Source organism: Arthrobacter globiformis (genome assembly GCF_030817195.1).
GTDB lineage: Bacteria > Actinomycetota > Actinomycetes > Actinomycetales > Micrococcaceae > Arthrobacter > Arthrobacter globiformis_D.
Genome location: NZ_JAUSYZ010000001.1, coordinates 4502361 through 4525344, shown reverse-complemented (window position 1 = coordinate 4525344; position 22984 = coordinate 4502361). Strand labels below are relative to the sequence as shown.

The window sequence follows — 22984 nt, the reverse complement described above, 5'->3', positions numbered from 1 at the left end:
GCCGCTCGGGCGGGTCGTAGGCGGTCATTTTGGGCGAAACGATGAGGCAGGGCCTTGAACGTAGTTGCCTACGGGGTGCCGCCTACGGTGCTGCCGGCTCCTGGGCCGGTGACCCAGCCGCTGCGGCGCCGGGAGCCGTAGTTGCTGGTGCCGGTGCCGCGCCAGTGCTGGCAGGCGCAGGAGTGGCGGGGACCGACGTCGTTCCCGTTCCGGGCGTGGGAACCGCGGGGTTCGCCGTCGTTCCGGGAGATGGCACCTCCGGTGACGGCCCACCCGGCGTCGGCTCGTCCGGTAACGGCTCACCTGACTCGGATCCCGGGTCCGTGTCAGCCCCGTCACTGGCCCCGGTCGATGGTGTGGAGCCCGGCGACGGCGTACTGGTGCCGGCCAGGGGTTTGGCGCTGGGGTCGGTCCGGATGATCTCGATGAGCTGTGCCTTGTAGGCGCTCAACCGACCCTCGATCTCGGACAGGGGAACACCCTGCAAGGTGCGTCCGAACTCGGCGATCTCCTGCCACAGCGCATAGAGCCGGGCCATGCCATCCGCGCTGAGCGGTCCGTCCAGCGTGAGCACCAGCTGGCTGGCCAGTGCGTATGTCAAGCACCGGACGCAGTTGTAGTTCGCGGCGGCGGAGAGGTTCTCCGGCACCACCACATCCGCCTGACCAACGATGAGAACCACCTGGAACCCGACGGCCACCGCCGCGCAGTCCGCGCAGCTGGCGAATGCGTAGGCCTCATTGCGGGTGTCCACCGGTCCCTCCTCTGCCCACACCAGAGCGAACGCGACATCGTAAGTGACGGATCCGTCGGTCGTGTTCACCGCTAGTGCCTGGTTACCGTCCTTCTCCGGGGCCGGGGGCTTGTCGAAAGGAAAGACCCACGACGGCGGCGCGGCGCCGCCGGCTGCTTTACCCGCGCCCTCGTCCGGCCCAGGGTCGCCGGGCGCGGAAGCCGGTTCCGCGGCCTGCCTCGGCACGAGGACCATGCTGAGCTGCGGCTGCTCCCGGGTGGGTAGTGCCGTGCCCTCCGGCCACAGCGCCACCGTCTGACCAGTCCGGCCTTCCTGAAGGGCTCCGTCTGGGGCAGCCAGGGCGGGATAGACGGCGGCCGTGGCATCGAGGAGTGTCCCGCGTTCGTAGGGCTGCACCGGGCGGTAGTTGCCAGGCACCGGCCACCAGGCCCACGCCAGCCCGGCAACGACCGCACCGGCCGCTGCCATCGCGGTGGCGCGCTGCAGCGGCTTGCCCCGGGTCTTGGCCCAGAGCCCGGTGAGGAGCTGCCGCGCCAGCCGGAGCAGCATGTACACCACGCCAACCACAGGAAGGACGACGGCGGCAATAGCCAGGAACCGCACAGCAGCGTCGGCAAAGTTCCCATCCGCGAGGCTGCCGGACAGCAGGGCCTGCTGATGCTGCAGGCTCGCCCACGCGGTGCCCAGGAGCCGCGGAAAGGAGACGACCATCAGCGCCAGGCTGACCAGCAGCATGGGTACAGTGACCAGGACCCACACCGTGATGACGGTCCGCGCCCACGGCTTGAGGGCCTGCGCCTCGGGTTCGGGTTTGCCCCATCGCCATGGCAGGAGCCCGAGCAGCGTGGGACGGATCCGCTGGAACAGGTCCGGTACGCCCGTGGCATCGGCAAGGATGTGGTAACCGTCGAAGCGGACCAGGGGCAGCAACTGGCGCACCATTTGCAGGATCTGCGTGAGCACCACCAGGAGCAGCGCATCGAAACCCGTGGCCCACCAGAGACCCATGGTCGCGACGGCAACCATGGCGTTGAAGTACAGCCCGCCGACATCCGTGCGAAGCCTGCCGCCGCGCCCCAGCCGGTAGGAATCGGTGACGTCCGTGTAGAAGGCGGGCCAGACGAGGTAGAGCCCGGCACCCATCGCGCCCGGAGTGGCGCCGCCCCGGCGTGCGGCCGCCGCGTGGCCGAATTCGTGGAAGCCGGCCGACAGGACCGTCACGGCGAAAATCAACAGGAGCAGCCACGGGTTCGCGAAGGCGTCATGCGTGGCGGACGCCAGGCCCTTAACCATCAAAACCCACCAGCACGAGGCCAGGAATCCCCCGGCGACAACTGCCACGATCAGTGGATTGAACAGCACAGCGAATGGCGCCGTCAGCTTTCGGGTGCGCGCGGGGTCCGTGACGGTGTATCGGAACCGCATGCCCAGCAGCGGATTCGCCCTGCGGACCTCCGGCTGCGACCCGTCCGCCCGCCGCAGCAGGCCGAGCGGCAGCAGTTGGCCCTCGATCAGTGTCCTGACGTTGTCCTCGCTGATGAGCCGGCCGGACCGCGTGCTCGCCACCTCGGCGATCTCATCGAGATCCCGCACACCATCGATGGCGTCAAGGACCTGAAAAAGCAGCCGCGTGAGCTGGATGGTCTGGCCGTCCGCACGGCGGACCAGCGAGGGGGCCTCCCGGTAGCCGGATCCCTTGGCCTCGCCAATGAGTTGGATTCCCTCCGCCCGCGCCGGCACCTCGCCGCCGTGATTGGTCCCAGGGCTCATTACGACGGCGGTTCGCGCGCCTTGGGCGGGGGACGAACCCGCCGCCGTCGAGACTCCCGCCGGGGTTGTGCAGGAGGCGGCCGGGCCGCCCGGTGCGGAAGCCGCCGCCGGACCGGGTGCTGAAGCCGCCGCCGGACCGGGTGCTGGAATCGGGCCGGGTGCTGGAATCGGGCCGGTTGCGGGATTCGGATCGGGTGTGGGTGAAGGGGAGACCGGCGGGCCGCCCCTGCCGGACGGCCCGCTGTGTTTGGCGCTCATTCAGGAACTACTGCTGCAGATCGGATTGCTGATCTGCCGATGCGGTGGCCTCGCCGTCGATATCCTGGGTGATGATGGCGTCCTGCTGGGCCACGGCGAAGGCGTCGCTGTCGATCGAGCCGATGTTGGCTGCCACTGCGGCGTCGACGGGCGCTGCGACATTGGCGTTCGCGGCCACGGCGCCGTTGATCGGGGCGGCGATGTCGGCGTCGGCCGCGAGGTCCACGTTGACGTTGAGGAGGTCCCCGTCGAGGGCAGCGGACGGATCCACGGGAAGGGCGCCTACACCTGCCTCCTCCGGAATGGTCCCGTCGGGAAGGGCAGCAGCGTCGGCGGTGCCTGGGCCGGCTGCCCCGGTGCCAGTTGCGGCGGCACCCGTGCCCGCGGCATCCGAAGTCCCGTCGGCATCTGCAGTCCCGCCCTCTGCGCCGGACCCCTGGGTGATGGTGCTGTCCTGGACGGAGTCTGCCGTGGCGTCGGCGGTGATTCCCTGGTCGATGATGACGCCCTGGTCAGCGAGGGCCTGCGACTCTGAACCGAAGGACAGGACGTTCGCTGAGGCCGCGGCGTCGATGGGGGCTGCGACGTTGGCGTTGGCCGCCACGGCGAGGTCGATCGGCGCAGCTGCGCTGATGCCCAGATCGAGGTCGGCGTTGAGGTCGAGTACGGACGCAACTTCCTTGTCGGGCAGGGCAGTGCCCGCCTGCGCATTCAGTTCGTCGTCGGAAAGCGGGGTCAATCCCTGTTCCTTGCTCACGCTATGCTCCAGTTCCGGCGTCGGGTTCCCCGCCCCCAGCGGACAGGTGCACCGAGCCCGTATGCGCGTCAATAGTAAGCAGGATTACTATTTTCTGGAAACACCGGGCTTCGGATAGAGCGGAATTCCTGCCTACCCTTCCGCCATGCGAGGAGGCCGTTGCGGAGCGCCGTCGTGGTCCATCAGCTTGCGCCAAATCGCCAAAAATGGCCGCCTGGCGAGGGGTGTAGGCGGCCATTTTTGGCTAAACGGTGGCGCGTCGCAGGCGCGAGCACCAAAGAAACGAGTTCGAGGGCCGTACGTGAGCCCGGGGCCCTGCGTGAGCCCCGGCGGCTTACTTACGCCCGGAGCCCTGCGTGAGCCCCGGCGGCTTACTTAAGCCCGGCGCCGGGCAGCAGCTCCGTGGCCCCGAGGGAATCCGCGATGAAACCGTAGTCCCAGGCCCGTTCGCGCCACTGCACATAGCGGCCGGAGGCGCCACCGTGGCCGCCGTCCATCTCGATTTTCATGAGGATCGGCTCGGTGCCCGTGGTCTTATTACGAAGTTCCTGCACCCACTTGGCCGGCTCCACGTAGAGCACCCGGGTGTCGTTGAAGGACGTGACCGCAGCGATCTTGGGATAGGCCACCTCCCGGACGTTCTCGTACGGGGTGTACGACTTCATGTACTGGTACACGGCGGGATCGGTGATGGGATTGCCCCATTCCTCCCATTCGAGGGCCGACAGCGGCAGCTCCGGGTCCAGGATGCTGGTGAGGGGATCCACGAACGGAACCTGCGCCACCACGGCGGCGTACTTCTCCGGGGCGAGGTTGGCCACGGCACCCATGAGTAGCCCGCCAGCGGAACCGCCCAGCGCAGCGATCCGGTCCGGTGCCACCCAGCCGGACTGCGCCAGCCAGTCCGTGGCAGCGATGAAGTCGGTGAACGTGTTTTTCTTGCTGAGCTTCTTGCCGTCCTCGTACCAGTGCCGGCCGAGTTCACCGCCGCCGCGGATGTGGGCGATGACGAACACAACCCCGCGGTCCAGCAGCGAAAGCCGGGCGATGCCGAAGCCCGGGTCCATGCTCAGCTCATACGAACCGTAGCCGTAGACCAGGCCGGCCGCCGTCGAGTCCTGCTTGACGGCCGCGTGCCTCAGTACCGAGAGGGGGATCCGGGTGCCGTCGGCGGCCTCGGCCCATTCGCGCGTGGCCACGTAGTCAGCCGGATCGTAGCCGCCCAGCACGGGGCTTTCCTTGCGCAGCAGCAGCTCGCCGGCCGGCTGCTCCGGGGTGGGCAGGACGAAGTCGTAAATGCGTGACGGCGTGAAGTAGGACGTGTAGCCCAGCCTGATCACGGGGGCCTCGTAGTCGGACCCGCCCACCCCCGCGGTATACAGCTCCTCGTCAAACGCAGGTTCCACCGGAGCCTGCTGGGCGGCGGTTCCGAGCCCGGCCAGCGACATCACCTGGACGCGCTCGATGGTGTCCTTCCGGATCGAGACCACGAGGTGGGTGGCGGTGACCCCCGCCCCGTTGACCCGGACGTCGTCGGAATGCTCGACGACGGTGGTCCAGTGCTGCTCGGCCAGCGGCTTGGACAGCTCGGCCGGGTCCACCAGCGAGACCATCGAGTTCACGGCGTTGCGGTTGTGGGTGATGAGGATGCGTTCAGTTTTCTGCCCGTCCGGGCCCTCCAACAGGAACGGCTCGGCCTCGTAAAGCACGCGTTCGTTGCGGGAAATGACGGTGGACAGTCCGCCGTCGGGATCGTCAAAGCGCAGCAGGCGCGTTTCGCTGTACTCGGAGCAGCCGATGCCGAGCACCAGGTGGCGCCGGTCCGAGGAGAGCTCAAAGCCCAGCCACATGGCGGCGTCGTCCTCCTGGTAAATCACCTCATCGTCGGTGACGGGGGTGCCCAGGACGTGGGATTTGACCTGGTACGGGCGCCAGGAGTCATCCACCACGGTGTAGAAGATGCGGGTGCCGTCCGGGGAGAACGAGACTCCGTAGAAGACATTCTCGATGACGTCCGGCAGCAGTTCGCCGGTCCGCAGGTCCTTGATCCGCAGGGTGAACCGCTCGTCGCCCGCGTTGTCCACCGCGTAGGCGTAAAGGTTTCCGTCGATCGTGACGGCCGTGCCGCCCACCGAGAAGAACGGCTTGCCTTCGGCCTCGACATTGCCGTCCAGCAGGACCTCCTCGCCGGGGATTTCGACGCCGGCCTCCACCGCCGGGGGAGTCCAGTCCGCCACCGGGTTGCCCGTGTTCTGGGCGCGGACGCGGCACTGGATGCCGTACTCCTTGCCCTCGACGGACCGGCTGAAGTACCACCAGCCATCCTTGCGGTTTGGAACGGACAGGTCTGTCTCCTTGGTGCGGCCCTTGATCTCCTGGAAGATGGCCTCGCGCAGCGGTTCCTGATGTGCCGTGATGGCCTCCTGGTAGGCGTTCTCCGCCTTCAGGTGCGCCACGACCTCCGCGGACTCCTTGTCCCGCAGCCACTCGTACTGGTCCACGAAAGTATCCCCGTGGTGCGTGCGCTCGGTGGGTACCCTCCTGGCGACGGGCGGCCGGGACGTGGCAACGGCGGAGGAGCTTGCGGGTTGCTGCAGCGGAGTGTGGGTCATTCCCTCAATATATAGAGCCGCCCCGACATTTGGGCGGCCGTTCGCTACCGGGGGAGAGGCTGGCTCTTGGCGCCCCCTCACGCCCGCCGGGGCCCTGTCCCCGCTCCGGCGCCGGGCGTATCCTGAACTCGCGTCAGCAATAAGGAACCCACACGAGCCTTCGAGGGGGAAACCATGACCATCCCGCCAGTGCACGAACCAGAGCCGTTCCCGCCGGAGCCCGGGCCTGATCCCATGCGGCCGGACCCGTCCCGTCCCGCACCGCCCAACCCCGTCCCCGCACCGGAGCCTCCCGGCCCGCTTCCGGTGCCCGACCCCGGCCCTGCGCCGCTGCGTCCGGACCCGACCCGCAGCTGAGCGGAGCACGCGGGCGACCGCCGTCGTCGAACACCCAAGGACAAATGGTCCGGGGACGCTGGAATCCAGGCGTTCCCGGACCATTCGCCTGTCCGGGGACCGTTGCCGTGTCTTCCGCCAGCCCAACCAGCGCGGAAAGTCCCATTTCTGCAACATTTGGAATTTTCCTGTTACCTGGGTCACATGCAGGCTAGGGTTATATCCGGTCGCAGCGTCGCGGCCGCGCATGAGGGGAGAAGTTTTGAACCAGAAGCTCAAGGTACTGGTCCGCGTGGACCTCGACTGCGGCGAGGCCCAGGTCGCCGCCCAGGGACATGTAACCGCCCAAAGCATCCAAGCTCTTTACGTCGTTATGAAGCGGGCCAACCACCTCCGTGAGGGCCTGCGGCTCGTCGTGGATGTCAGCCACGCCCGTGTCGAACCCGTCGCCCTTGAACAGCTGCGGGAATGCTCCAAAACGCACCACCTTCCACGGTCCATCGATCCGCAGCAGTCCGAATGCAACGTCCGTGTCCTGGCCCCGGCAGACCGCGCAATGGGCGCCGGATCCAGCCGCTACGCGGTCGCCTCGGCTGCTTGAGGCGGCCGCTGGTTAGCAGTTAGAAACTGACTACGCACTGAGGCCCCGGACTCCCAATGGAGTCCGGGGCCTCAGTGCGTACCGGAGAAGCCTCCGGGGGACCGGCCGTCAGAAAAGCGCCTGTTAGCGGTCGGGGTTCGGATCACGCACGTCGCGCTCGCCGATGTCCGCCGCGCCCAGAACGTCGGCGACCGGCGTGTGCACGGGGTCATGTTCGCGGACGCGCAACTCGGGATGGTGAAGGTCCAGGGCCGGACGCTCGGAGCGGATGCGCGGCAGCGAGGTGAAATTGTGCCGGGGCGGCGGGCAGGACGTGGCCCATTCCAGCGAAGCGCCGAAGCCCCACGGATCGTCGACTTCCACCTTTTCCGTGCTGCGGGCCGTGATGAAGACGTTCCAGAAGAACGGAATCATTGACGCCCCCAGCAGGAACGAGCCAACCGTGGAGAACTGGTTCATCGCCGTGAAGTTGTCCTGCGGCATGTAGTCGGCGTAGCGGCGGGGCATGCCTTCAACGCCGAGCCAATGCTGGATGAGGAACGTGGCGTGGAAGCCCACGAGCAGCATCCAGAAGTGGATCTTGCCGAGGCGTTCGTTGAGCATCTTGCCCGTCCACTTTGGCCACCAGAAGTAGAAGCCGGCGAACATCGCGAACACCACGGTGCCGAACACCACGTAGTGGAAGTGGGCCACCACGAAGTAGGAGTCGGAGACGTGGAAGTCCAGCGGCGGGGAGGCCAGGATGATGCCGGTCAGCCCACCGAAGAGGAACGTGATGAGGAAGCCGATGGCCCACAGCATCGGGGTCTCAAAGGTCAGCGAGCCACCCCACATGGTGCCGATCCAGTTGAAGAACTTCACGCCGGTGGGGACCGCGATGAACATGGTCATTAGCGCGAAGAATGGCAGCAGCACGGAGCCGGTGACGTACATGTGGTGCGCCCAGACCGTGGCTGACAGGGCCGCGATCGCGATGGTCGCGTAGACCAGGCCCTTGTAGCCGAAGATCGGTTTGCGGCTGAAGACGGGGAAGATTTCGGACACGATGCCGAAGAACGGCAGCGCGATGATGTACACCTCGGGGTGCCCGAAGAACCAGAACAGGTGCTGCCAGAGCAGTGCCCCGCCGTTCTCCGGGTCGTAGATGTGGGCGCCGAAGCGGCGGTCCGCGCCGACGCCGAACAGCGCGGCGGCCAGCGGCGGGAATGCCATCAGCACCAGAACCGAGGTGATGAACGTGTTCCAGGTGAAGATCGGCATGCGCCACATGGTCATGCCGGGAGCCCGCATGCAGACGATGGTGGTGATGAAGTTGACCGCACCCAGGATGGTGCCGAAGCCGGACAGGGCCAGGCCAAAGACCCATAGGTCACCGCCGATGCCCGGTGTAAACGTGGTGTTGTTAAGGGGTGCGTACGCCGTCCATCCGAAGGAGGCGGACCCCTGCGGGGTGATGAAACCGGACACCGCAATCGTGGAGCCGAACAGGAAGAACCAGAAGGCCAGCGCGTTCAGCCGGGGGAACGCCACGTCCGGTGCCCCGATCTGCAAGGGCATGATCACGTTGGTGAACCCGGCGAACAGCGGTGTGGCGAACATGAGCAGCATGACCGTGCCGTGCATGGTGAACAGTTGGTTGTACTGCTCTTTGGTGACCACAACCTGCATGCCGGGCTCGAAAAGCTCGGCGCGGATGAGCAGGGCCATCACGCCGCCGAGGCAGAAGAACACGAACGACGCGATCAGGTACATGTAGCCGATCGTCTTGTGGTCGGTGGAGGTAATCCACTTGACCACCATGTTGCCCTTGCGGCGGGGCACCACTCTGAGGGCCTCAGTGGTGGTGCTTGTTGGTTGCTGATATGCGGTCATCGTCTGCCACTCCCCGGCATCGCGCTTCGACGCCCCGTTTGGGGCGAGGGTGCCGGCCGGACCGTGAGCGGTTCACAGAACCGACGGCATCAGGATAGCGCCTGCGGCACCCCCGCAAAAGGTTTACTGGTTAATGGCCGGTGGCGGGACCGTGGAGCCTCCTGGTGTCGCGGGACAGCAGCAGGGCGAGCCCGATCATGCCAACACCCAGCAGGAAGTGCAGCCAGTTGTCAGCCGTGTTGATGGGCACGAAGTTCGCCGCGGTCCCGTGGGGAATCAAAAGGCCGTACAGCCAGAGCACCAGGTAGATGACGCCGCCATACAGCAGATAGCTCCTTGCCTGTCCCGGCGTCCGTCCCATGAGCAGGCCGGCCACGCCGAAGAGGAGGTGGACGATGTTGTGCAGGATCGATACCTGGAAGACGCCCAGAAGCAGGGCGTCGGAGGCAGGACCGGCCATTCCCAGTGCCGCGTAGTTCGTCGTGATACCGGGAATGAATCCCAGGATGCCGACGAGCACGAATACTGCTCCAACGACTTGTGCGGCCCTTTGCAGCCGGGACCTTGCACCGGCCGCGCTGTCCATGGTGGTCATGGCTCCTACTCCTTCAATTGGGATTGGGTGAAACGGGAATTGACTTTGATGTGCCTTATCACGGACGCCCGTTTCTGGCGCCCTTAGACCACGGTTTTATTCCCGCGGCGGCGTCGCCAGATAAAAACGATGAGGAGGGTGATGATCAATACCGCCGCGATAACGTACGGGGCGTATTCGAGGCGGTTGGTTTCCGACTCTTCCGGTTCTCCCGTGCCTGGGTTGGCAGGAGGCTCGGACGGGGTTGCAGACGGGGAAGACGTTCCGGTCGGCGCCGGTGTTCCGGCCGCATCGGACGTGCCCGCCTGAACCTGCACAGATCTGTCCGCGGGGGCGGCGGACAGTGCCGCGGAACCCGGCGCGGACGCTGCATAAGACGGCGCAGTGAGCGAAAGCCCGGCACCGGCAAGGGCAAGTACGGCGGTGAAAGTAGCAAGCAGTCTGCGCATAAATTCTCCTGCGGTTGTCCAGTGCTGGCATGAATATAGTAAGCATGATTAGTATCTCAAGATAAGTACTCTTTGTAACTTGTTGGCACCAGTCCAAAAGGCGGTCCCGTGGGAATCGGACAGGAAGTCCGGGTGGGAGATCTTCAGGAGCTGATCTTTGCGCTCACCCAAGACCAGTGGCAGCCGTCGGAGGCGAAGTACCGCATCAACGTTGCCTACCGCGGCCTGTCCTCGGATGACTACCCGCTGGAGACCGGCCTTGCCAGGCTGCAGGCTGAAGCCGCCGGCGGCTTGGAGCAGCACCTGCTGCGCAATTTCAAAAAGTACGCCCACCGGAATGCCACCCCCGGCGATTCACTGTGGAATTGGCTGAGCGTCGCGCAGCATCACGGACTTCCCACCCGGCTGCTCGACTGGACGTTTTCCCCGTACGTCGCACTGCACTTCGCCACCTCCAATCCCCGGGGCTACGGCCGCCCCGGCGTGGTCTGGTGCGTTGACTACGTGGCGGCGCACGAGCTGCTGCCAGCGGGGCTTCGCACGCATGTGGAGCCGCTGGGGCACGGCCTGTTCACAACCGAAATCCTTACCGCTGCCGCGGAATCGCTGGAAGGCTTTGATGAATACAGGTCCGACGACGGCGGCGGCGTCCCGCTGTTCTTCGAACCGCCGTCGCTGGATGACCGGATCGTCAACCAGTCCGCCGTGTTCTCGATCATGACGGATCCGGAGGCTTCGCTGGCGGACTGGCTTGCGGAGCACCCGGAGCTCTACCGCAAGGTGGTGTTTCCGGCTGAGCTGAAATGGGCCATCCGGAACCACCTGGACCAGGCCAACGTCACCGAACGCGTGCTGTTTCCCGGCCTCGACGGGCTTTGCCGCTGGCTTGCCCGCTACTACGGCGACCGCCCGGAGCAGGCGTATCCGGACGCCCAGATCTCGCCCACCGAGGCCGCCGAACCCGAGCCTGCTGATTCTGGTGCTGCGAAATCTGGCGTCCAGTCGGAGGCTGCTGAGTGGAAAGACGCTCAGTAGGAGATGAATTCCACCAGTTCGCCCACCCGGTCCTCGGGGTAGTTCCGGGCGATGTCGGCCTGGCTGAGCATCCCGATCAGGTTGTGGCCGTCGATGACTGGCAGCCTCCGCACCTGGTGCTGCTGCATGGTCCTGATGGCTTCCTCGATGGTGTCGTCGGCGCCGATGGTCACAGGTTTTCCCTCGGCGAGGTCGCCGGCCTTCGTGCTCTTGGGGTCGCCGCCGTCGGCCAGGCAACGTACCACGATATCCCGGTCCGTGAGCATGCCCTTGAGCCGGTTGTCCTCGCCGCAGATCGGGAGGGAACCGACGTCGAGATCCCTCATCTTCCTGGCCGCCTGCTCAAGGGTTTCGTTGACGCCGATGCACTCTGCCCCGCCGGTCATGATGTCGCGTGCCAGGATCGCCATTGCCGTTCTCCTCACCTTTGGTGCTCGTACGACGGCGGGCTGCCGCCGCTTCCTGCCTACCTCGGGGACCTCGTTCAGGTCGGCACTGGTTCAGTCCGGTACTTCCATCTGGAACCCGCAGGAGCACCGCAGCAGCCTGGTGGGCAGGTGCACATCGTGGATGGTGCGGCGCCGGCCGAGCTCTGTGCCGTAGATGCTGCTGGTTCCCGAGCTGACCGAGGCCATCGGCGTTCCGCAGTGGAAGTATTCGCCGCCGAACTGCAGCACGCCCATCACCTGGCCATGCCGGTTCAGTACGCCTGCCACGTCGTGGACTCCGGCCGGGTGGGCATAGAACTGGTCGCATTCAACGCAGGTGTACGAGACGTCCACCATGCCGTCCCGAGGTGGATGCAGGGCCTCGATCGATTCGACGATCAGGTATTCATCCGTCTGGCACTGGGAACACCACAAGGGGTCGCCGGAGGGGCGCTGCGCTTCGCCGGGAAGGTGGGCGTTGGAGATGGTCGTCATTGACGTGCTCCTGGATAGGGGGCATCGGCGGCCCTGCTGCTTGAGCTCAGTCCCACGCTTAAAATACTCCCGGGTTGCCGGGCCGGGCAATAGCACCCCGAGCTGGCGCGGGCGCCGCCGGAACAGCCGGCCAGCCGCCGTCGTAAACGCTGGATTTCCTGCCCTGACGGCCCGAAACCGGGAGGAAAAAAACCTGCCGGAGCCCTTGTGGCGGGCCGGGGCCGGTGCTATAAAACTTCTACAGCCAGCCGATGTGGTTGGCGGTGAACGGGAGGACCCGGGGCTTCAATTTGGCTGCCAGAAGGGGCGGTTAGCCCGGGAGCACGCCACCGCGCCAAATAGCGCACGGCAGCAGCATCCGGGATCCTCTCGCGGACGGTCTCCGGCTCAACGAGCGGAGGCCGTCCCTTCATGTGCGCCCGTTTATCCGCGGCTTTATCCGCGGCAGAAGCCGGGTCCTGCTGACGGATCGGACCTGCAGTGAATGCGGCCTGCTGACAGCCGGGCACCAATTAGTTACGCTATGACACATAGGTCTCCTAGTTGTACGCGGGGTTTGACGCCCCGCGTGCGTCCGTACTGCGGACACCGTGTGGCAGGAGCGCCAAGTGAATAGGACCAGAGGCCAAGTCAGGGCGAGCGTTCTAGCGGCGGTGTCCTTGGCAGCGGCCCTTTTGGTGTCCTGCACGCCGGGCAATGGCCAACCACCCGCACCCGCCCCAGACGTCGATCACCACAACATCACCGTCTGGACTACCGAGACGATTCCGGACCGCATGGCCAAGCTTCGCGTCGTCGTCGAGGCTTTCACCGCTGCCACCGGAGTGAAGGCTGACCTGGTGACCGTTCCTTCGCACCGCTTCAACCAAGTCTTGACGTCATCGGCCGCCTCCGGTGACCTTCCGGACGTGATGGCTTCGCTGTCGCTGGGGCAGGTCCGGACCATGGCAGCCGCCGGCCACATCGACTACAAGACCAACGCAGCCATTGTGCAAAGCCTCGGAGAGCAAACGTGGGCCGCACGGGCGCTGGAACTGACGCGTGACAATGGCCAGCAGCTGGCCGTTCCGGGTTCCGCTTGGCATCAGCTGATCTACTACCGCAAGGACCTCTTCGCCCAGGCAGGTTTGAGGGCGCCCCGGACGTACGCGGACATCGTTGCCGCGGCCAGGAAGCTGGATTCCCCGGAGCTGGCGGGCATTGTCGCGGCCAACAAGACTGGCCAGGCCTTCACCCAGCAGTCGTTTGAGAACATTGCGCTGGGAAACGGCTGCGAGATGGTGGATGCCAAGGCCGGCATTACGTTCGACAGCCCCCAGTGCGTGGCGGCGCTCGGGTTCTACCGCGACCTGCTCAAGAACTATTCCGTGCCCGGCATACAAGACATTGAAACGGTGCGGTCCGCCTACTTCGCCGGCAAGGCCGCCATGGCCGTCTGGCCGACGAACATGTTAGATGAGCTGGCCGGCACGCGGACCGACGCGCGGCCGAGCTGCCCCGAATGCGCCAAGGACCCGCTCTTCCTGGCACGGAACACCGGAGTGGTGGCCGGCCTCCAGGGGCCGGACGGGCAACAGCCGGCGCACTTCGGAGAAGTGTTCTCCTGGACGGTGACGGCTGATTCCGACGCCGAACCCGCCCGCCGCTTCGTGGAGTACTTCCTGACCGACGGCTATGTTGACTGGCTCGCGATTGCCCCGGAGGAGGGTGTTCCTGTGCGTTCGGGCAGCACCGCAAACCCGGCCGAGTATGCGGATGCCTGGATGTCCATCCCCGTGGCGGCCGGCAGGTCGGAGCGCTTCGGCAGCGTTTATGCCAAGGACGTTCTCTCCACCCTGCTGCAGGGGTCCAACGACCTGAAGCACTGGGGCATTGTCCAGGGCCACGGCGACCTGGCCGGCGCTGCGATGGCCGAGTTGCCCATCGCCAAGGCCGTCAGCGACGTTGCAGCGGGCCGGGCCCAGCCGCAGGCCGCAGCCACGAAGGCCGCCGCGTCGCTCCGGTCCATCCTGAAGTCGCTGAAGTGAGCCGCTGGTTCAGCGTGTCGTCGCTGGTTGAGCCTGCCGCCGCTGGTTGAGCGTGTCGAAACCCGAGACCGGATCCAGCCAGCCTCGCTTACGTGCCCAGTTCCATCATGAGGGGCGGCAGTTCGTCGGCCAGTTCCCGCGCCAGGTAGCCTAGGCTGCCCACTCGGCTGGCGAGCCTGTCGCCGGCCGCGGCGTGCAGGTGAGTGCCCCAGCAGGCGGCCTGGGCGTCGCTCGTGCCGCGGGCCCGAAGCCCGGCGATGGCGCCGGCAAGAATGTCGCCGCTGCCGGAAGTCCCCAGCCCGCCGTAGCCGGTGGTGATTTCCCAGTGGTCTCCGGTCACCGGGAAATCATCGGCGGATGAGCTGCCGTCGGGAGAACCGCCGTCGGGAGAGCCGACGGCGGGTGGCCCGGCAATCATGCCTTGGCAGCTCACCACCGCGCGGTACTTCCCGGCGAGTTCGACGACATCGGCCGCCAAGTCCCCGGTGTCCCGGCCCAGCAAGATCGCGGCCTCGGCGGGGTTCGGCGTGAGAATCAGCCGGCCCGCCCAAGGGCCCAGCTCTTCAGCCAGCTGGGGGAGGGCACCCAGGGCGTAGGCATCGAGCACCACCGTCGGACCAGCATTCTGATCGGGATCCTTGGCGGAGTCATGCCGCAGCAGCCCGCGGAGCAGCGCCTCGGTCTGCCCGATGTCGTCCAGCCCGGGGCCGATCAGCACGGCGTCTGCAGCATCGAAGTCCCCGAGCAGGTTTTCGAGCCCGGCATCGCCCACGGAACCACCTGCCGATTGCGGCAGGCCGATCACTCCCGCCTCCGGCAGCGACACGGCCAGCTGGACGGCCACCGACTCCGCCACAGCCAGGGTCACCCGGCCAGCTCCGGCACGAAGTGCGGCCGTACCTGCGAGCAATGCGGCACCCGGAGTGCGCCGGCCGCCGCCGACGACCAGCACCGCGCCGCGGGAGTACTTGTCGGACCCCGCGGAGGGCAGCGGCCAGCTGCGCAGGAGCGTCGGCGTGATCAGGGTGGCGGCAGTGTTGGCGGAGTCTTTGGCTGCAGTGTTGGCGGGCTCAGCGCGGGTGGACATTGGCGTCCCCGGCGTGTTCGGTCACTTCGACGCCCTGCTCCATAAGGTGGTCGGCCACGTTGAAGCTCTCCAGCGTCCACGGACCCACGCCCTCCGGCCGGACATAGCGGGTCAGCGAGGCGTTCAGGACCGGAGTGCTGGCCGCGACGTCCAGGAGCTCCCGTTCGGACATGCCCTCAAGGATGTAGCGGAACAGCATGACGACGGCGTCGTGGCACACCAGCATTACCCGGTGGCCACTGCCCAGCGCGTTCAGTTCCCCGATCACGGAACGTAGCCGCAGCGCCACGTCCGCCCACGATTCCCCGCCCGGCGGACGGTAATAGAACTTGCCCAGCCACCGCCGTCGTTCTGCCTCCTGCGGAAGCCGGGTTTCCACGCCAAAGGCGGTCAGCATGTCCAGGATGCCCAGCTCACGGTCGCGGAGACGCTCGTCCGAGCGGACGGGGACGGGCCAGCCCGCCGTCTCGACGGCGATCTCTGCCGTCTGGTACGCGCGCATGTACGGGGAGGAGATGACGACGTCGGGCCGCCGGTCCTCGGGAACGGCCGACAGCGCGCGGCCCAGTGCCGTCACCTGCTCCCGCCCTGTGGAGGAAAGCTCGACGTCGGCATCACGGGCCGGGACCGCGATCACCTCGGCACCGGAAACCGTGGCATCGGTGGCGGCCACGTTGCCCTGGCTCTCGCCGTGCCGGATCAGGATGAGTTCCACGGCGCCGGCTGCCCACGCAGCCGGCACCGGGGCATCCTTATGCGTTCCCTCAGCGGAGGTTCCGTTCTGTCCCACGATTGCACTCCCGTTCAGCCTAGGCCTGCGAATTTTCCACGTTACTAGTGCCGTACCCGCAATGTCAGCAGAGTAACCACCCGCCGCGGAACTCCACACGCTCCCTCAAATCCCGTCGCCTTCTTTGGGACACTTCCTCAGGTTTCGTCGCCTTGCTTCGGACGCTTCCTCAATTCCTCCAGCCAAAAAGGAAACCTGCTGTTTTGGCACCTGTGAGGAAGCGTTGGCCCAGAAGCTGCAGGATGCGAGGAAGCGTCCGGCTGGAGGCGACGGGATGTGAGGAAGCGTTGGGCCAGAATCTGCGGGATGTGAGGAAGCGTTTGGCTGGAGGCGGCGGGGTGTGAGGAAGCGTTGGGCCAGAATCTGCGGGATGTGAGGAAGCGTTTGGCTGGAGGCGGCGGGGTGTGAGGAAGCGTTGGGCCAGAATCTGCGGGATGTGAGGAAGCGTCCGGCTGGAGGCGACGGGATGTGAGGAAGCGTTGGCCCAGAACCTGCGGGATGTGAGGAAGCGTCAGGGGATGCGTTTGCCGCCCGAGCGGTTGAGGAAGAACACCAGCACCGCTGCCAGCAGGAGGACGGGCGCCACCCACAGCAGGAAGGCCACCGCCCTGATGGTTGCGCCCATGATGAAAAACAGCACTGCAACAACTGCGATGATCCAGATCAGCTGTTTCACTGGGTACCCCTCACGCTTTCAGTCATCACGCTTGTCACTTACGAAACAGGTCACTTCCCCAGCGTCGCGGCGTACTGCCCCAGCCGGTCCTTCCCCAGAGCCGCGCCCACAGCGGCGGCGGCGCCGTAGTCCGGCAGGATAATTGACTGTCCATCGGTGCTGGTCCCAAATCCCGCCGTCGGCAGCGTGAAGAACACTGCGTCCTGCATCCGGACATTCCGCAGGCTGTACACGAGGCTGGCCAGCGCGGTCGCGTTCAGCCCCTTATCCACGGTGATGGACTTCGACGCCGTGTTGACCAGCTTGTACAGCGTCACCGGGTTGGTCAGGGTGCGGGCGGAGAGCAGCTTGGCCAGGGTGGAGCGCAGGAACAGCTGCTGGTTCGCGACCCGGCGGTAGTCGCCGTCAACAAACGCGTAGCGCTCGCGGACGAACTCGAGGGCGCGCTGGCCCTTAAGCCGGTTCACACCGGCGGGAAAATGCTGCTGGGTGTCATGGGTGGACGTGAACGCCTCCGGATTGTTGACGTCCACGCCGCCGAGCGCCTCGGTGATGCCCCTGAAACCCTCGAAGTCGATCATGACGGCGTGCTGGATTTTCTGCCCGAACAGGGACTCCACGGTCTTCACGGCAAGCGGCATGCCGCCCTGCTCAAGCGAGGAGTTGATCTTGGCTTCGCCGTACCCGGGGATCTGAACCCAGAGGTCGCGCATGAGCGAGATGCCGTAGGCGTGCTTCCCGTCGGCCGCCAGATGCACCAGCATGAGGACGTCCGCGCGCTGGTTTGGCAGGCCATTCGGCGCCGGAGCGTCGCCCTTGCGGTGGTCGCTGCCGATCAGCAGGATGTTCATGGGCAGCGGGGGCGGCGGTGGCGGCTTCACCGGTTTGGGCGCCGGCTTCTTGGTGGGCGAGGGCTTAGTGGTTGCGGTCTGCGTGGGGCTCTCGGGGGCCGCGCTGATCTCCGTCTTGGCAGTCTGGGTATTCCAGATCTGCGCCAGGTTAAACAGGAAGCCGCCGGCCACCAGGGCAATCCCGAGCAGCCCTACCAGGACTGCGTTGCGTATGGGCCGCTTGGGTTTGGCGCCGCCATTGGCGCCTGGAGCGGGGTCGCCGTTGCCCCCGGCTCCCGGACTGTTCCGGGATTTCATGATCGGACCGTACCACCAAAAGCCGCCCGTGAGAACGACGGCGGCCGGCCGGTTTAGGAGGGGGCGTTCAGCCGGGCGAAACGAAGGACCGAGATGATCGCCGGGGCCAGTTCGTCTTCCATCTGTCGGTAGTAATCGGCGCTGCGGCGGTAGGGGTCAACGACGTCGTTGTCCGCGGCGTCGGGGGCCAGCGCGAGGTGCCGGACCGACGCGGCCCGGGCGGGAAGCTTGCGCCAGAGCTTCGTGTTGGCGGCGAGCCGTTCACCGTTGGGGCCGACGCGCTGAGGGGCCTGCCCTTCACGCTCCTCCAGAACATCGAGCATCCTGGCGAACTCGCGGATGGTGAAGGTGCGCTTCAGCAGGGAGGCATCCAGCTGGAGCACCTCGCCCCGGTGTCCGGACGTCATGGTGAGGACCAGGTCCACGTTCCGCAAAATCTTGGCCGACAGCTGGCGCGCCGCGAAGCCCTCCGCGGTGCCGCCGAAGGTGCGGATGATGTCCGCGGAGAGCGGCTGGACGGGATCGCCCACCAAGGCACGGGTTCCGGCGCTGCGCACCTCAAAGCCACCGGGAAGCACCTGGTCGAGGCCAGCCTGGAGCAGTCGTTCCGCCACAGGGGAACGGCAGATGTTGCCCGTGCAGACGGTCAGGATTCGGACTGGGGAAGGCGATTCCACGTATTGGCTCTCTCAGGCTGGTGTGCAGGACAGGTCTGTCCCACCGATTCAACTTAACATGTGAGCCGCCCTGCTTTCCGGATGAGCATGGTGCGCCTCCCAAACAACTCCCAGCTTTCCTTCATGCTGCTGCCGGGCTGTTGGTGCCAGCATGGAGTGGGGACCGCGAAACGTCGTTGCGGCAGAAGGCAGGATCCAATGGGAGCTGCTCCGATTCACAGGTGGGACCGGCACAGGTGGGACCGGCACGGGTGGCACCGTCGCCGGCCGGCTGGCCGGGGGCTTCTCCCGGCTGCGCTGGTTGTGGTCCTCACGGGGCTTGCTGCCTGCGGAACCGGAGCGTCGCCGTCGCCCTCGCCCACAGCGGCGGAAAAGCCGGGACACGTGTTCGTGATCAACCTGGAGAACAAGTCCTTCCGGGACGTCTGGAACGACCAGTCGGACGCAGAGTACCTGACCCGGACCCTGCGTCCGCAGGGCGTGCTGCTGAGCCGGTACTACGCAATCGGGCATGCCTCCCTTCCCAACTACATCGCCCAGATCTCGGGGCAGGGGCCAAACCCCGCCACCGAAGGCGACTGCCCCGTCTACGAGGCGTTCAACGAAAGCGGCACAACGACGCCAGGCCAGGCGCGGGGCAGCGGCTGCGTGTACCCGGAATCTGTACAGACGGTTGCGGGCCAGCTGAGCGCGGCCGGGAAGACTTGGAAGGGGTACATGGAGGACATGGGCGCCCCGTGCCTTCATCCGGAGCCTGGCACTCGGGATTCGAACCATGCAGCGCAGGAGGGCGACCAGTACGCCACCCGGCACAACCCCTTCGTGTACTTCGCCGGGATCACGTCGTCGCCCGAGTGCCAGGCCAACGACGTCGACTTCTCCAACCTCGCCGCCGACCTCGAAACCGTGGCAACCACACCGAACCTGTCCTATATCAGCCCGAACCTGTGCAACGACGGGCACGACAGCCCGTGCGTCGACGGGCGGGAAGGTGGCCTGGTCTCGGCCGATGTATGGCTCCGCAAGCATGTTCCGGAGATTCTGGCGTCCCCGGCGTACAAGCAGGACGGGATGCTGGTCATCACCTTCGACGAGGCGGAGGGAAAGGAAGGCGCGGATGCCGCACTGCCCGGGGGAGCGGCGGGCGGACTGATCGGGACGCTGGTGCTGTCACCGCTGGCCAGGGCAGGCACCACCTCAGACCGTCTATACAACCACTACAGCCTGCTGGCCAGCATCGAGGACGCGTTCGGCCTGCCCTACCTCGCGTACGCCGCCGCCCCCGGGTTGAACCGCTTCGGCTCCGATGTTTTCAGCCGCTGAACCAGCAGGGACGTCAGCAGCGCCGCGGCAACGTGCGCGTACAGCAGCACGTGCAGCGGCTGGGTTGGCACGCCGGCCAGCAGCAGACCGGGGCCGGTGAACTGTACGGCGGCCGCATGTCCGTGACCGTCGAGGGTGGTGGCCAACGGATTGGAGAAGAGCGCGAAAGCCCAGTGAATGGTCTGCTGTCCCGCCCCGGCCAGCACCAGCAACGCCCAGTTCGGAACACCGATCCGGGTGACGACCGCGCCGGCCAGGCTCAGCAGCGCGGCGGTGGCGACGACGATGGGCACCGCAGGCACGGGATGCCCGGACACAGCGTGGATGACCAGGCCCAGGACGACACTGACGGACCCGAAGAGCCAGCCGGCAACAGCAAACTGCGAGCGACCTCCACGTTCCGCCATGCGCCCATCCTCCATCAGGTTGCCCGCCGGTGCCAGTGCGTCCTAGTAGGCTGGAAATGAGAGTCACCCCGATCTGCCGTAAGGACAGCGTGGAATGGCAGCACTCATGAATGAGCCAGCGAAGAAGGCCGGGCTCCCGGACCGGGAGGACGAATTCGTCCCGCAACGGATTGCCGGCCCGGTGGTGGCCGGCGTCGTGCCCGGGCAGCCGCCCGCCGTAGTGCATAGCGCCGCCCGGCTGGCCTACTCCCTGAACGTCAAGCTGATCTGTGCCTATGTGGACATCACCTCGTACCTCAGCAACGAGCGGGACGACCAGGACCTGCTCCAGTCGACGGGGCAGGACGGAACCGTTGACGACGTCGAGCAAACCAGCGCCCATCTCAGAGAGCACCTGCAGGCTGTTCTCGGCAAGGCCGGGATCCGATGGTCGCTTCTGACCCTTGTCGGGGAACCCGCGCGGGCGCTGGCCCGGCTGGCCGATTCGGCAGATGCCTCGGTCATTGTGGTGGGCACGCGTGAAGGCAGGGTGGGCGCCCGGCTGGAACAGCTGCTCCTCGGCTCGGTGGCCGTCCATCTCACGCACCGGCAGGCCCGGCCGGTGGTTGTTGTTCCGCTCGCCCCGCAGAGACGGCACCGCCCGAAGGAGAACGCCTGAGACCGTTCCGATGCGACTGACGTCCAGACCACGGACACCATCCACCCACACAAGATGAATGCGAGGGACTTCATATGGCCGACCTGATCGATTTTCTGGAAGCGCGGATCGACGAGGACGAGGCGGATGCCCGGAAGGGACTGGAAATGGAAGGAGCGGCGGGACCCGTCGTCGGCTGGTTCAATCCCGGACGGGTGCTTTCAGAATGCGCGGCCAAACGGAAGATCCTGGGCAACGTGCCGCTGGTCACCGATGTCGCCACCGCCATCGGCGCCACGAGCGAGTACGTACTGATGTCCCTCGCCGCCGTCTACAAGGACCATCCGGATTACCAGGAAGGCTGGGCTGTCGACGGGCTGTGACACTCGACGGCGGGTCCCGGCACCTGTGGGCCGGCAGCTCCGCCGCCCCGCGCTAGCCCGTGGTGCCCGTGTCGTCGTGCGCCGAGCCCACGGGCTTGGACTCCGGTGAGCCGCGCTGGCGGAGGTAGATCGACAGGACAACCATGGAACCGACGGCCAGGAATTCGGACTGCCAGTTCTGCAGGGTGCGGTTCCAGAACTCAGGCGAAACGATGTACTCCGGCCAGCTGACGGGTTGCTGGAAGTTCTGGATCTGTTCCTGGTTGTAGTTGCTGTTCCCGGCGATTGACTGCACCAGCCAGGACAGGATGAAAATCAGCCCCATCGTCATGCCGAGCGAGTTTGAGTACAAGGTCTGGCGCCAGCCGGTAGCCCGGGCCCACTTCGGGGACTTGGCGTTGCTGTGCTCACCCACCAGCTGTTCCTCATCGGATTCGATGCCTGGCTGGTCTAGCTCCTTGGATTCGGGTGATCCCTTTTGGAGCAGCCAGATGGTCGCGTAGATGTACAGCAGGAACTGCAGGTACTCGGACTGCCAGTTTTCCGAGACGTCGACGGCGAAGTTCGACGACGTCAGGTACTGTGCCAGGCTGATTTCCTCCAGTCCGGAGGCCAGTTGCTCCTCGTTGAAAAGCGCGTGGCCGGTAAGGCCCTGGCCCAGCAGGGCCAGGAGGAAGATCAGGCCGAAGAAGAGGCTGAGGCCGTTGTTTCTGAGTGCTTTTTTCACGGCCCGCCTATCCCCGAACAAGCCCGACGGCGGCCATGTAGGCCAGTCCGCCGAAGATCAGGATGAGGTACAGGGCAAAGCTCCAGCGCATTCTATTTGCCTCCTACTTCGCAGGTGTACGGCGCTTCTTCCCCATTAGGGGTGCAGCCCACGCCCGTTATTTTCCAGCCCGCGTCGGAGGCGGCCAGGAAGACGGCGTCGTGCTCGAACTCCACAAAGGCGTCACGGCCGAACTGCTCGGTGCTCAGCAGTTTTCCCGGTTCCGGGATTTTGGCCTTTTCCAGTTGGCTCTCGCAGGTGCCGGCATCGCTGGAGCGGGCCGTCTCCTCCCGCGTTTTGGACTGGAGCAGCGAGCACGCCGCCGTCATGTCAGAGCTGGCCACGTCCCGGTGGAACGCTTCAGCCGCTTCCCCGGCTTCCGTTCCCTCAGGAGCGCATCCCGAGAGTACGGCTCCCGAGAGCGCGAGCACGGCGAGGAGCCCAAACCGCAGGCCCCTGCCGGCCCTAGGCGTCTTCACGTTCCGGGTTTTCTAGGCGGAAGAAGTTGGACTGCGTTCCGTCAGTGCGCTGTTCCTGATAGATGAAATTGAGATGGCGCCCGTCAAAAGTCTTGAACCATTCCTCCCAGCTCACATGACGCAGGTTGCTGTCATCGCCGCCAAAATCTATGCGCAGCACGCCCAGATGATCACCGTGTTCCGTACCTTCAACCGTGGCCGGAACTCCGCCGCGCTCTTCGGCCCACTGCCTGATGACCTCGTGGTGGGTTGTGGCGAGGCTGCGGCCTTCCCGTTCGGGTTCATCCTCGATGGAGGTGACCTCCTGCGAATACTTCAGCGAGCTGGATGAGGCGTCCCCGTGCCGGATCTTGCCGCCTTCCGGTCCGGCGCCCAGGTCGTCGGGGTCGGAGTCGGCGCCGCCGTCGCTGTTGCCTGCGCCTTGGGAACGGGCGTTGGCAACTTCCTTCACCAGTTCCTCCTTGCGCATGCCGGAGGTTCCGCTGATGTTTTCGTCCTTCGCCTCCTGGCGGAGCTCATCCACCTTCATTTCCCGCAGCTCGGTCTCGCTGACATTGGGGGTGTCCGGCGTCTGGTTACCCGGCTCATCACTCATGGCATTTCCTCCTCGCAGGGGCAGGAC

The 22984-nt window shown here is 66.1% G+C and carries 24 protein-coding genes; 7 read left to right on the top strand and 17 right to left on the bottom strand.

Features of this window, described 5'->3' with window-relative positions:
• Window positions 1-82: 82 nt before the first annotated feature.
• The 3 genes from QF036_RS20725 to QF036_RS20715 all read right to left on the bottom strand — a co-directional run bounded on the left by QF036_RS20725 (window position 83) and on the right by QF036_RS20715 (window position 6151).
• Complete coding sequence (locus QF036_RS20725) at window positions 83-2524, bottom strand: hypothetical protein (protein WP_307104902.1); 2442 nt, start codon at window positions 2522-2524, stop codon at window positions 83-85.
• Window positions 2525-2789: 265 nt separating this feature from the next.
• Window positions 2790-3539, bottom strand: coding sequence for a peptidoglycan-binding protein (locus QF036_RS20720; RefSeq protein ID WP_307104900.1), 750 nt, complete (start codon window positions 3537-3539; stop codon window positions 2790-2792).
• Between the two features lie 371 nt (window positions 3540-3910).
• Entirely contained in the window at window positions 3911-6151 is a 2241-nt protein-coding gene (locus QF036_RS20715; RefSeq protein ID WP_307104899.1) for a S9 family peptidase, read from the bottom strand.
• Window positions 6152-6325: 174 nt separating this feature from the next.
• Here QF036_RS20715 and QF036_RS20710 point away from each other — a divergent pair, with 174 nt between their 5' ends.
• Together QF036_RS20710 and QF036_RS20705 are read left to right on the top strand one after the other, a co-directional pair.
• The gene (locus tag QF036_RS20710) at window positions 6326-6508 is read left to right on the top strand and encodes a hypothetical protein (protein ID WP_307104897.1); all 183 of its coding nucleotides are present in this window, start codon (window positions 6326-6328) and stop codon (window positions 6506-6508) included.
• A 241-nt stretch (window positions 6509-6749) separates the two neighbouring features.
• The gene (locus tag QF036_RS20705; RefSeq protein WP_307104896.1) at window positions 6750-7088 is read left to right on the top strand and encodes a hypothetical protein; all 339 of its coding nucleotides are present in this window, start codon (window positions 6750-6752) and stop codon (window positions 7086-7088) included.
• A gap of 123 nt (window positions 7089-7211) precedes the next feature.
• Here QF036_RS20705 and ctaD read toward each other — a convergent pair whose 3' ends face one another.
• The 3 genes from ctaD to QF036_RS20690 all read right to left on the bottom strand — a co-directional run bounded on the left by ctaD (window position 7212) and on the right by QF036_RS20690 (window position 10004).
• Complete coding sequence (gene ctaD / locus QF036_RS20700; protein WP_307104894.1) at window positions 7212-8960, bottom strand: aa3-type cytochrome oxidase subunit I; 1749 nt, start codon at window positions 8958-8960, stop codon at window positions 7212-7214.
• A 130-nt stretch (window positions 8961-9090) separates the two neighbouring features.
• Window positions 9091-9555, bottom strand: a complete 465-nt coding sequence (locus QF036_RS20695) for a DUF4383 domain-containing protein (protein ID WP_307104892.1) — start codon at window positions 9553-9555, stop codon at window positions 9091-9093.
• 83 nt (window positions 9556-9638) lie between these two features.
• Window positions 9639-10004, bottom strand: coding sequence for a LuxR family transcriptional regulator (locus QF036_RS20690; RefSeq protein ID WP_307104890.1), 366 nt, complete (start codon window positions 10002-10004; stop codon window positions 9639-9641).
• A 108-nt stretch (window positions 10005-10112) separates the two neighbouring features.
• Here QF036_RS20690 and QF036_RS20685 point away from each other — a divergent pair, with 108 nt between their 5' ends.
• Complete coding sequence (locus QF036_RS20685) at window positions 10113-11039, top strand: FRG domain-containing protein (RefSeq protein WP_307104889.1); 927 nt, start codon at window positions 10113-10115, stop codon at window positions 11037-11039.
• Here the strand turns inward: QF036_RS20685 and QF036_RS20680 are convergent.
• The gene (locus QF036_RS20680) at window positions 11033-11449 is read right to left on the bottom strand and encodes a CBS domain-containing protein (protein WP_307104886.1); all 417 of its coding nucleotides are present in this window, start codon (window positions 11447-11449) and stop codon (window positions 11033-11035) included. The genes QF036_RS20685 and QF036_RS20680 overlap by 7 nt on opposite strands.
• Window positions 11450-11539: 90 nt before the next feature.
• Window positions 11540-11962: a hypothetical protein gene (locus QF036_RS20675; protein WP_307104885.1), complete on the bottom strand. Its 423-nt coding sequence runs from the start codon at window positions 11960-11962 to the stop codon at window positions 11540-11542.
• A gap of 608 nt (window positions 11963-12570) precedes the next feature.
• Between QF036_RS20675 and QF036_RS20670 the strand changes: the two genes are divergently transcribed.
• A complete protein-coding gene (locus QF036_RS20670; protein ID WP_307104884.1) occupies window positions 12571-13989 on the top strand; it encodes an ABC transporter substrate-binding protein in 1419 nt (472 codons plus the stop codon).
• Between the two features lie 88 nt (window positions 13990-14077).
• On the opposite strand, the gene QF036_RS20665 is transcribed toward QF036_RS20670, so the two are convergent.
• The 5 genes from QF036_RS20665 to QF036_RS20645 form a co-directional block, all read right to left on the bottom strand.
• On the bottom strand, window positions 14078-15076 hold the full coding sequence (locus tag QF036_RS20665) for an ADP-dependent NAD(P)H-hydrate dehydratase (RefSeq protein WP_307104882.1): 999 nt from the start codon (window positions 15074-15076) through the stop codon (window positions 14078-14080).
• The gene (locus QF036_RS20660; RefSeq protein WP_307106026.1) at window positions 15060-15818 is read right to left on the bottom strand and encodes a histidine phosphatase family protein; all 759 of its coding nucleotides are present in this window, start codon (window positions 15816-15818) and stop codon (window positions 15060-15062) included. Before QF036_RS20660 ends, QF036_RS20665 begins: the two co-directional genes overlap by 17 nt.
• A gap of 559 nt (window positions 15819-16377) precedes the next feature.
• Window positions 16378-16542, bottom strand: coding sequence for a hypothetical protein (locus QF036_RS20655; protein ID WP_307104878.1), 165 nt, complete (start codon window positions 16540-16542; stop codon window positions 16378-16380).
• A 50-nt stretch (window positions 16543-16592) separates the two neighbouring features.
• Window positions 16593-17690 carry an LCP family protein gene (locus QF036_RS20650; RefSeq protein WP_307104876.1) on the bottom strand — a complete coding sequence of 366 codons (1098 nt, stop codon included), beginning with the start codon at window positions 17688-17690 and terminating at the stop codon, window positions 16593-16595.
• Window positions 17691-17743: 53 nt separating this feature from the next.
• Window positions 17744-18367, bottom strand: a complete 624-nt coding sequence (locus QF036_RS20645) for an arsenate reductase/protein-tyrosine-phosphatase family protein (RefSeq protein WP_307104874.1) — start codon at window positions 18365-18367, stop codon at window positions 17744-17746.
• Window positions 18368-18751: 384 nt separating this feature from the next.
• Here QF036_RS20645 and QF036_RS20640 point away from each other — a divergent pair, with 384 nt between their 5' ends.
• On the top strand, window positions 18752-19690 hold the full coding sequence (locus QF036_RS20640; RefSeq protein WP_307104872.1) for an alkaline phosphatase family protein: 939 nt from the start codon (window positions 18752-18754) through the stop codon (window positions 19688-19690).
• On the opposite strand, the gene QF036_RS20635 is transcribed toward QF036_RS20640, so the two are convergent.
• Entirely contained in the window at window positions 19627-20097 is a 471-nt protein-coding gene (locus QF036_RS20635) for a hypothetical protein (RefSeq protein ID WP_307104870.1), read from the bottom strand. The genes QF036_RS20640 and QF036_RS20635 overlap by 64 nt on opposite strands.
• A 94-nt stretch (window positions 20098-20191) precedes the next feature.
• Between QF036_RS20635 and QF036_RS20630 the strand changes: the two genes are divergently transcribed.
• Together QF036_RS20630 and QF036_RS20625 are read left to right on the top strand one after the other, a co-directional pair.
• On the top strand, window positions 20192-20755 hold the full coding sequence (locus QF036_RS20630) for a universal stress protein (protein ID WP_307104868.1): 564 nt from the start codon (window positions 20192-20194) through the stop codon (window positions 20753-20755).
• A 74-nt stretch (window positions 20756-20829) separates the two neighbouring features.
• Window positions 20830-21117 carry a DUF6221 family protein gene (locus tag QF036_RS20625; RefSeq protein ID WP_307104867.1) on the top strand — a complete coding sequence of 96 codons (288 nt, stop codon included), beginning with the start codon at window positions 20830-20832 and terminating at the stop codon, window positions 21115-21117.
• A gap of 52 nt (window positions 21118-21169) precedes the next feature.
• Here the strand turns inward: QF036_RS20625 and QF036_RS20620 are convergent, their stop codons facing one another.
• From QF036_RS20620 to QF036_RS20610, 3 genes are all read right to left on the bottom strand, one after another.
• Window positions 21170-21844, bottom strand: a complete 675-nt coding sequence (locus QF036_RS20620) for a DUF6766 family protein (protein ID WP_307104865.1) — start codon at window positions 21842-21844, stop codon at window positions 21170-21172.
• Between the two features lie 92 nt (window positions 21845-21936).
• Window positions 21937-22362: a hypothetical protein gene (locus tag QF036_RS20615; protein ID WP_307104863.1), complete on the bottom strand. Its 426-nt coding sequence runs from the start codon at window positions 22360-22362 to the stop codon at window positions 21937-21939.
• The gene (locus tag QF036_RS20610; protein WP_307104861.1) at window positions 22349-22957 is read right to left on the bottom strand and encodes a Rho termination factor N-terminal domain-containing protein; all 609 of its coding nucleotides are present in this window, start codon (window positions 22955-22957) and stop codon (window positions 22349-22351) included. Before QF036_RS20610 ends, QF036_RS20615 begins: the two co-directional genes overlap by 14 nt.
• Between the last annotated feature and the right edge of the window lie 27 nt (window positions 22958-22984).

Bases quoted from the DNA above. Each gene is read 5' to 3' on its own strand.
- QF036_RS20725 (WP_307104902.1), bottom strand. From the start codon at position 2,524: ATGAGCCCTGGGACCAATCACGGCGGCGAGGTGCCGGCGCGGGCGGAG.
- QF036_RS20715 (WP_307104899.1), bottom strand. From the start codon at position 6,151: ATGACCCACACTCCGCTGCAGCAACCCGCAAGCTCCTCCGCCGTTGCC.
- QF036_RS20710 (WP_307104897.1), top strand. From the start codon at position 6,326: ATGACCATCCCGCCAGTGCACGAACCAGAGCCGTTCCCGCCGGAGCCC.
- ctaD (WP_307104894.1), bottom strand. From the start codon at position 8,960: ATGACCGCATATCAGCAACCAACAAGCACCACCACTGAGGCCCTCAGA.
- QF036_RS20695 (WP_307104892.1), bottom strand. From the start codon at position 9,555: ATGACCACCATGGACAGCGCGGCCGGTGCAAGGTCCCGGCTGCAAAGG.
- QF036_RS20690 (WP_307104890.1), bottom strand. From the start codon at position 10,004: ATGCGCAGACTGCTTGCTACTTTCACCGCCGTACTTGCCCTTGCCGGT.
- QF036_RS20680 (WP_307104886.1), bottom strand. From the start codon at position 11,449: ATGGCGATCCTGGCACGCGACATCATGACCGGCGGGGCAGAGTGCATC.
- QF036_RS20675 (WP_307104885.1), bottom strand. From the start codon at position 11,962: ATGACGACCATCTCCAACGCCCACCTTCCCGGCGAAGCGCAGCGCCCC.
- QF036_RS20665 (WP_307104882.1), bottom strand. From the start codon at position 15,076: ATGTCCACCCGCGCTGAGCCCGCCAACACTGCAGCCAAAGACTCCGCC.
- QF036_RS20650 (WP_307104876.1), bottom strand. From the start codon at position 17,690: ATGAAATCCCGGAACAGTCCGGGAGCCGGGGGCAACGGCGACCCCGCT.
- QF036_RS20635 (WP_307104870.1), bottom strand. From the start codon at position 20,097: ATGGCGGAACGTGGAGGTCGCTCGCAGTTTGCTGTTGCCGGCTGGCTC.
- QF036_RS20630 (WP_307104868.1), top strand. From the start codon at position 20,192: ATGGCAGCACTCATGAATGAGCCAGCGAAGAAGGCCGGGCTCCCGGAC.
- QF036_RS20625 (WP_307104867.1), top strand. From the start codon at position 20,830: ATGGCCGACCTGATCGATTTTCTGGAAGCGCGGATCGACGAGGACGAG.
- QF036_RS20610 (WP_307104861.1), bottom strand. From the start codon at position 22,957: ATGAGTGATGAGCCGGGTAACCAGACGCCGGACACCCCCAATGTCAGC.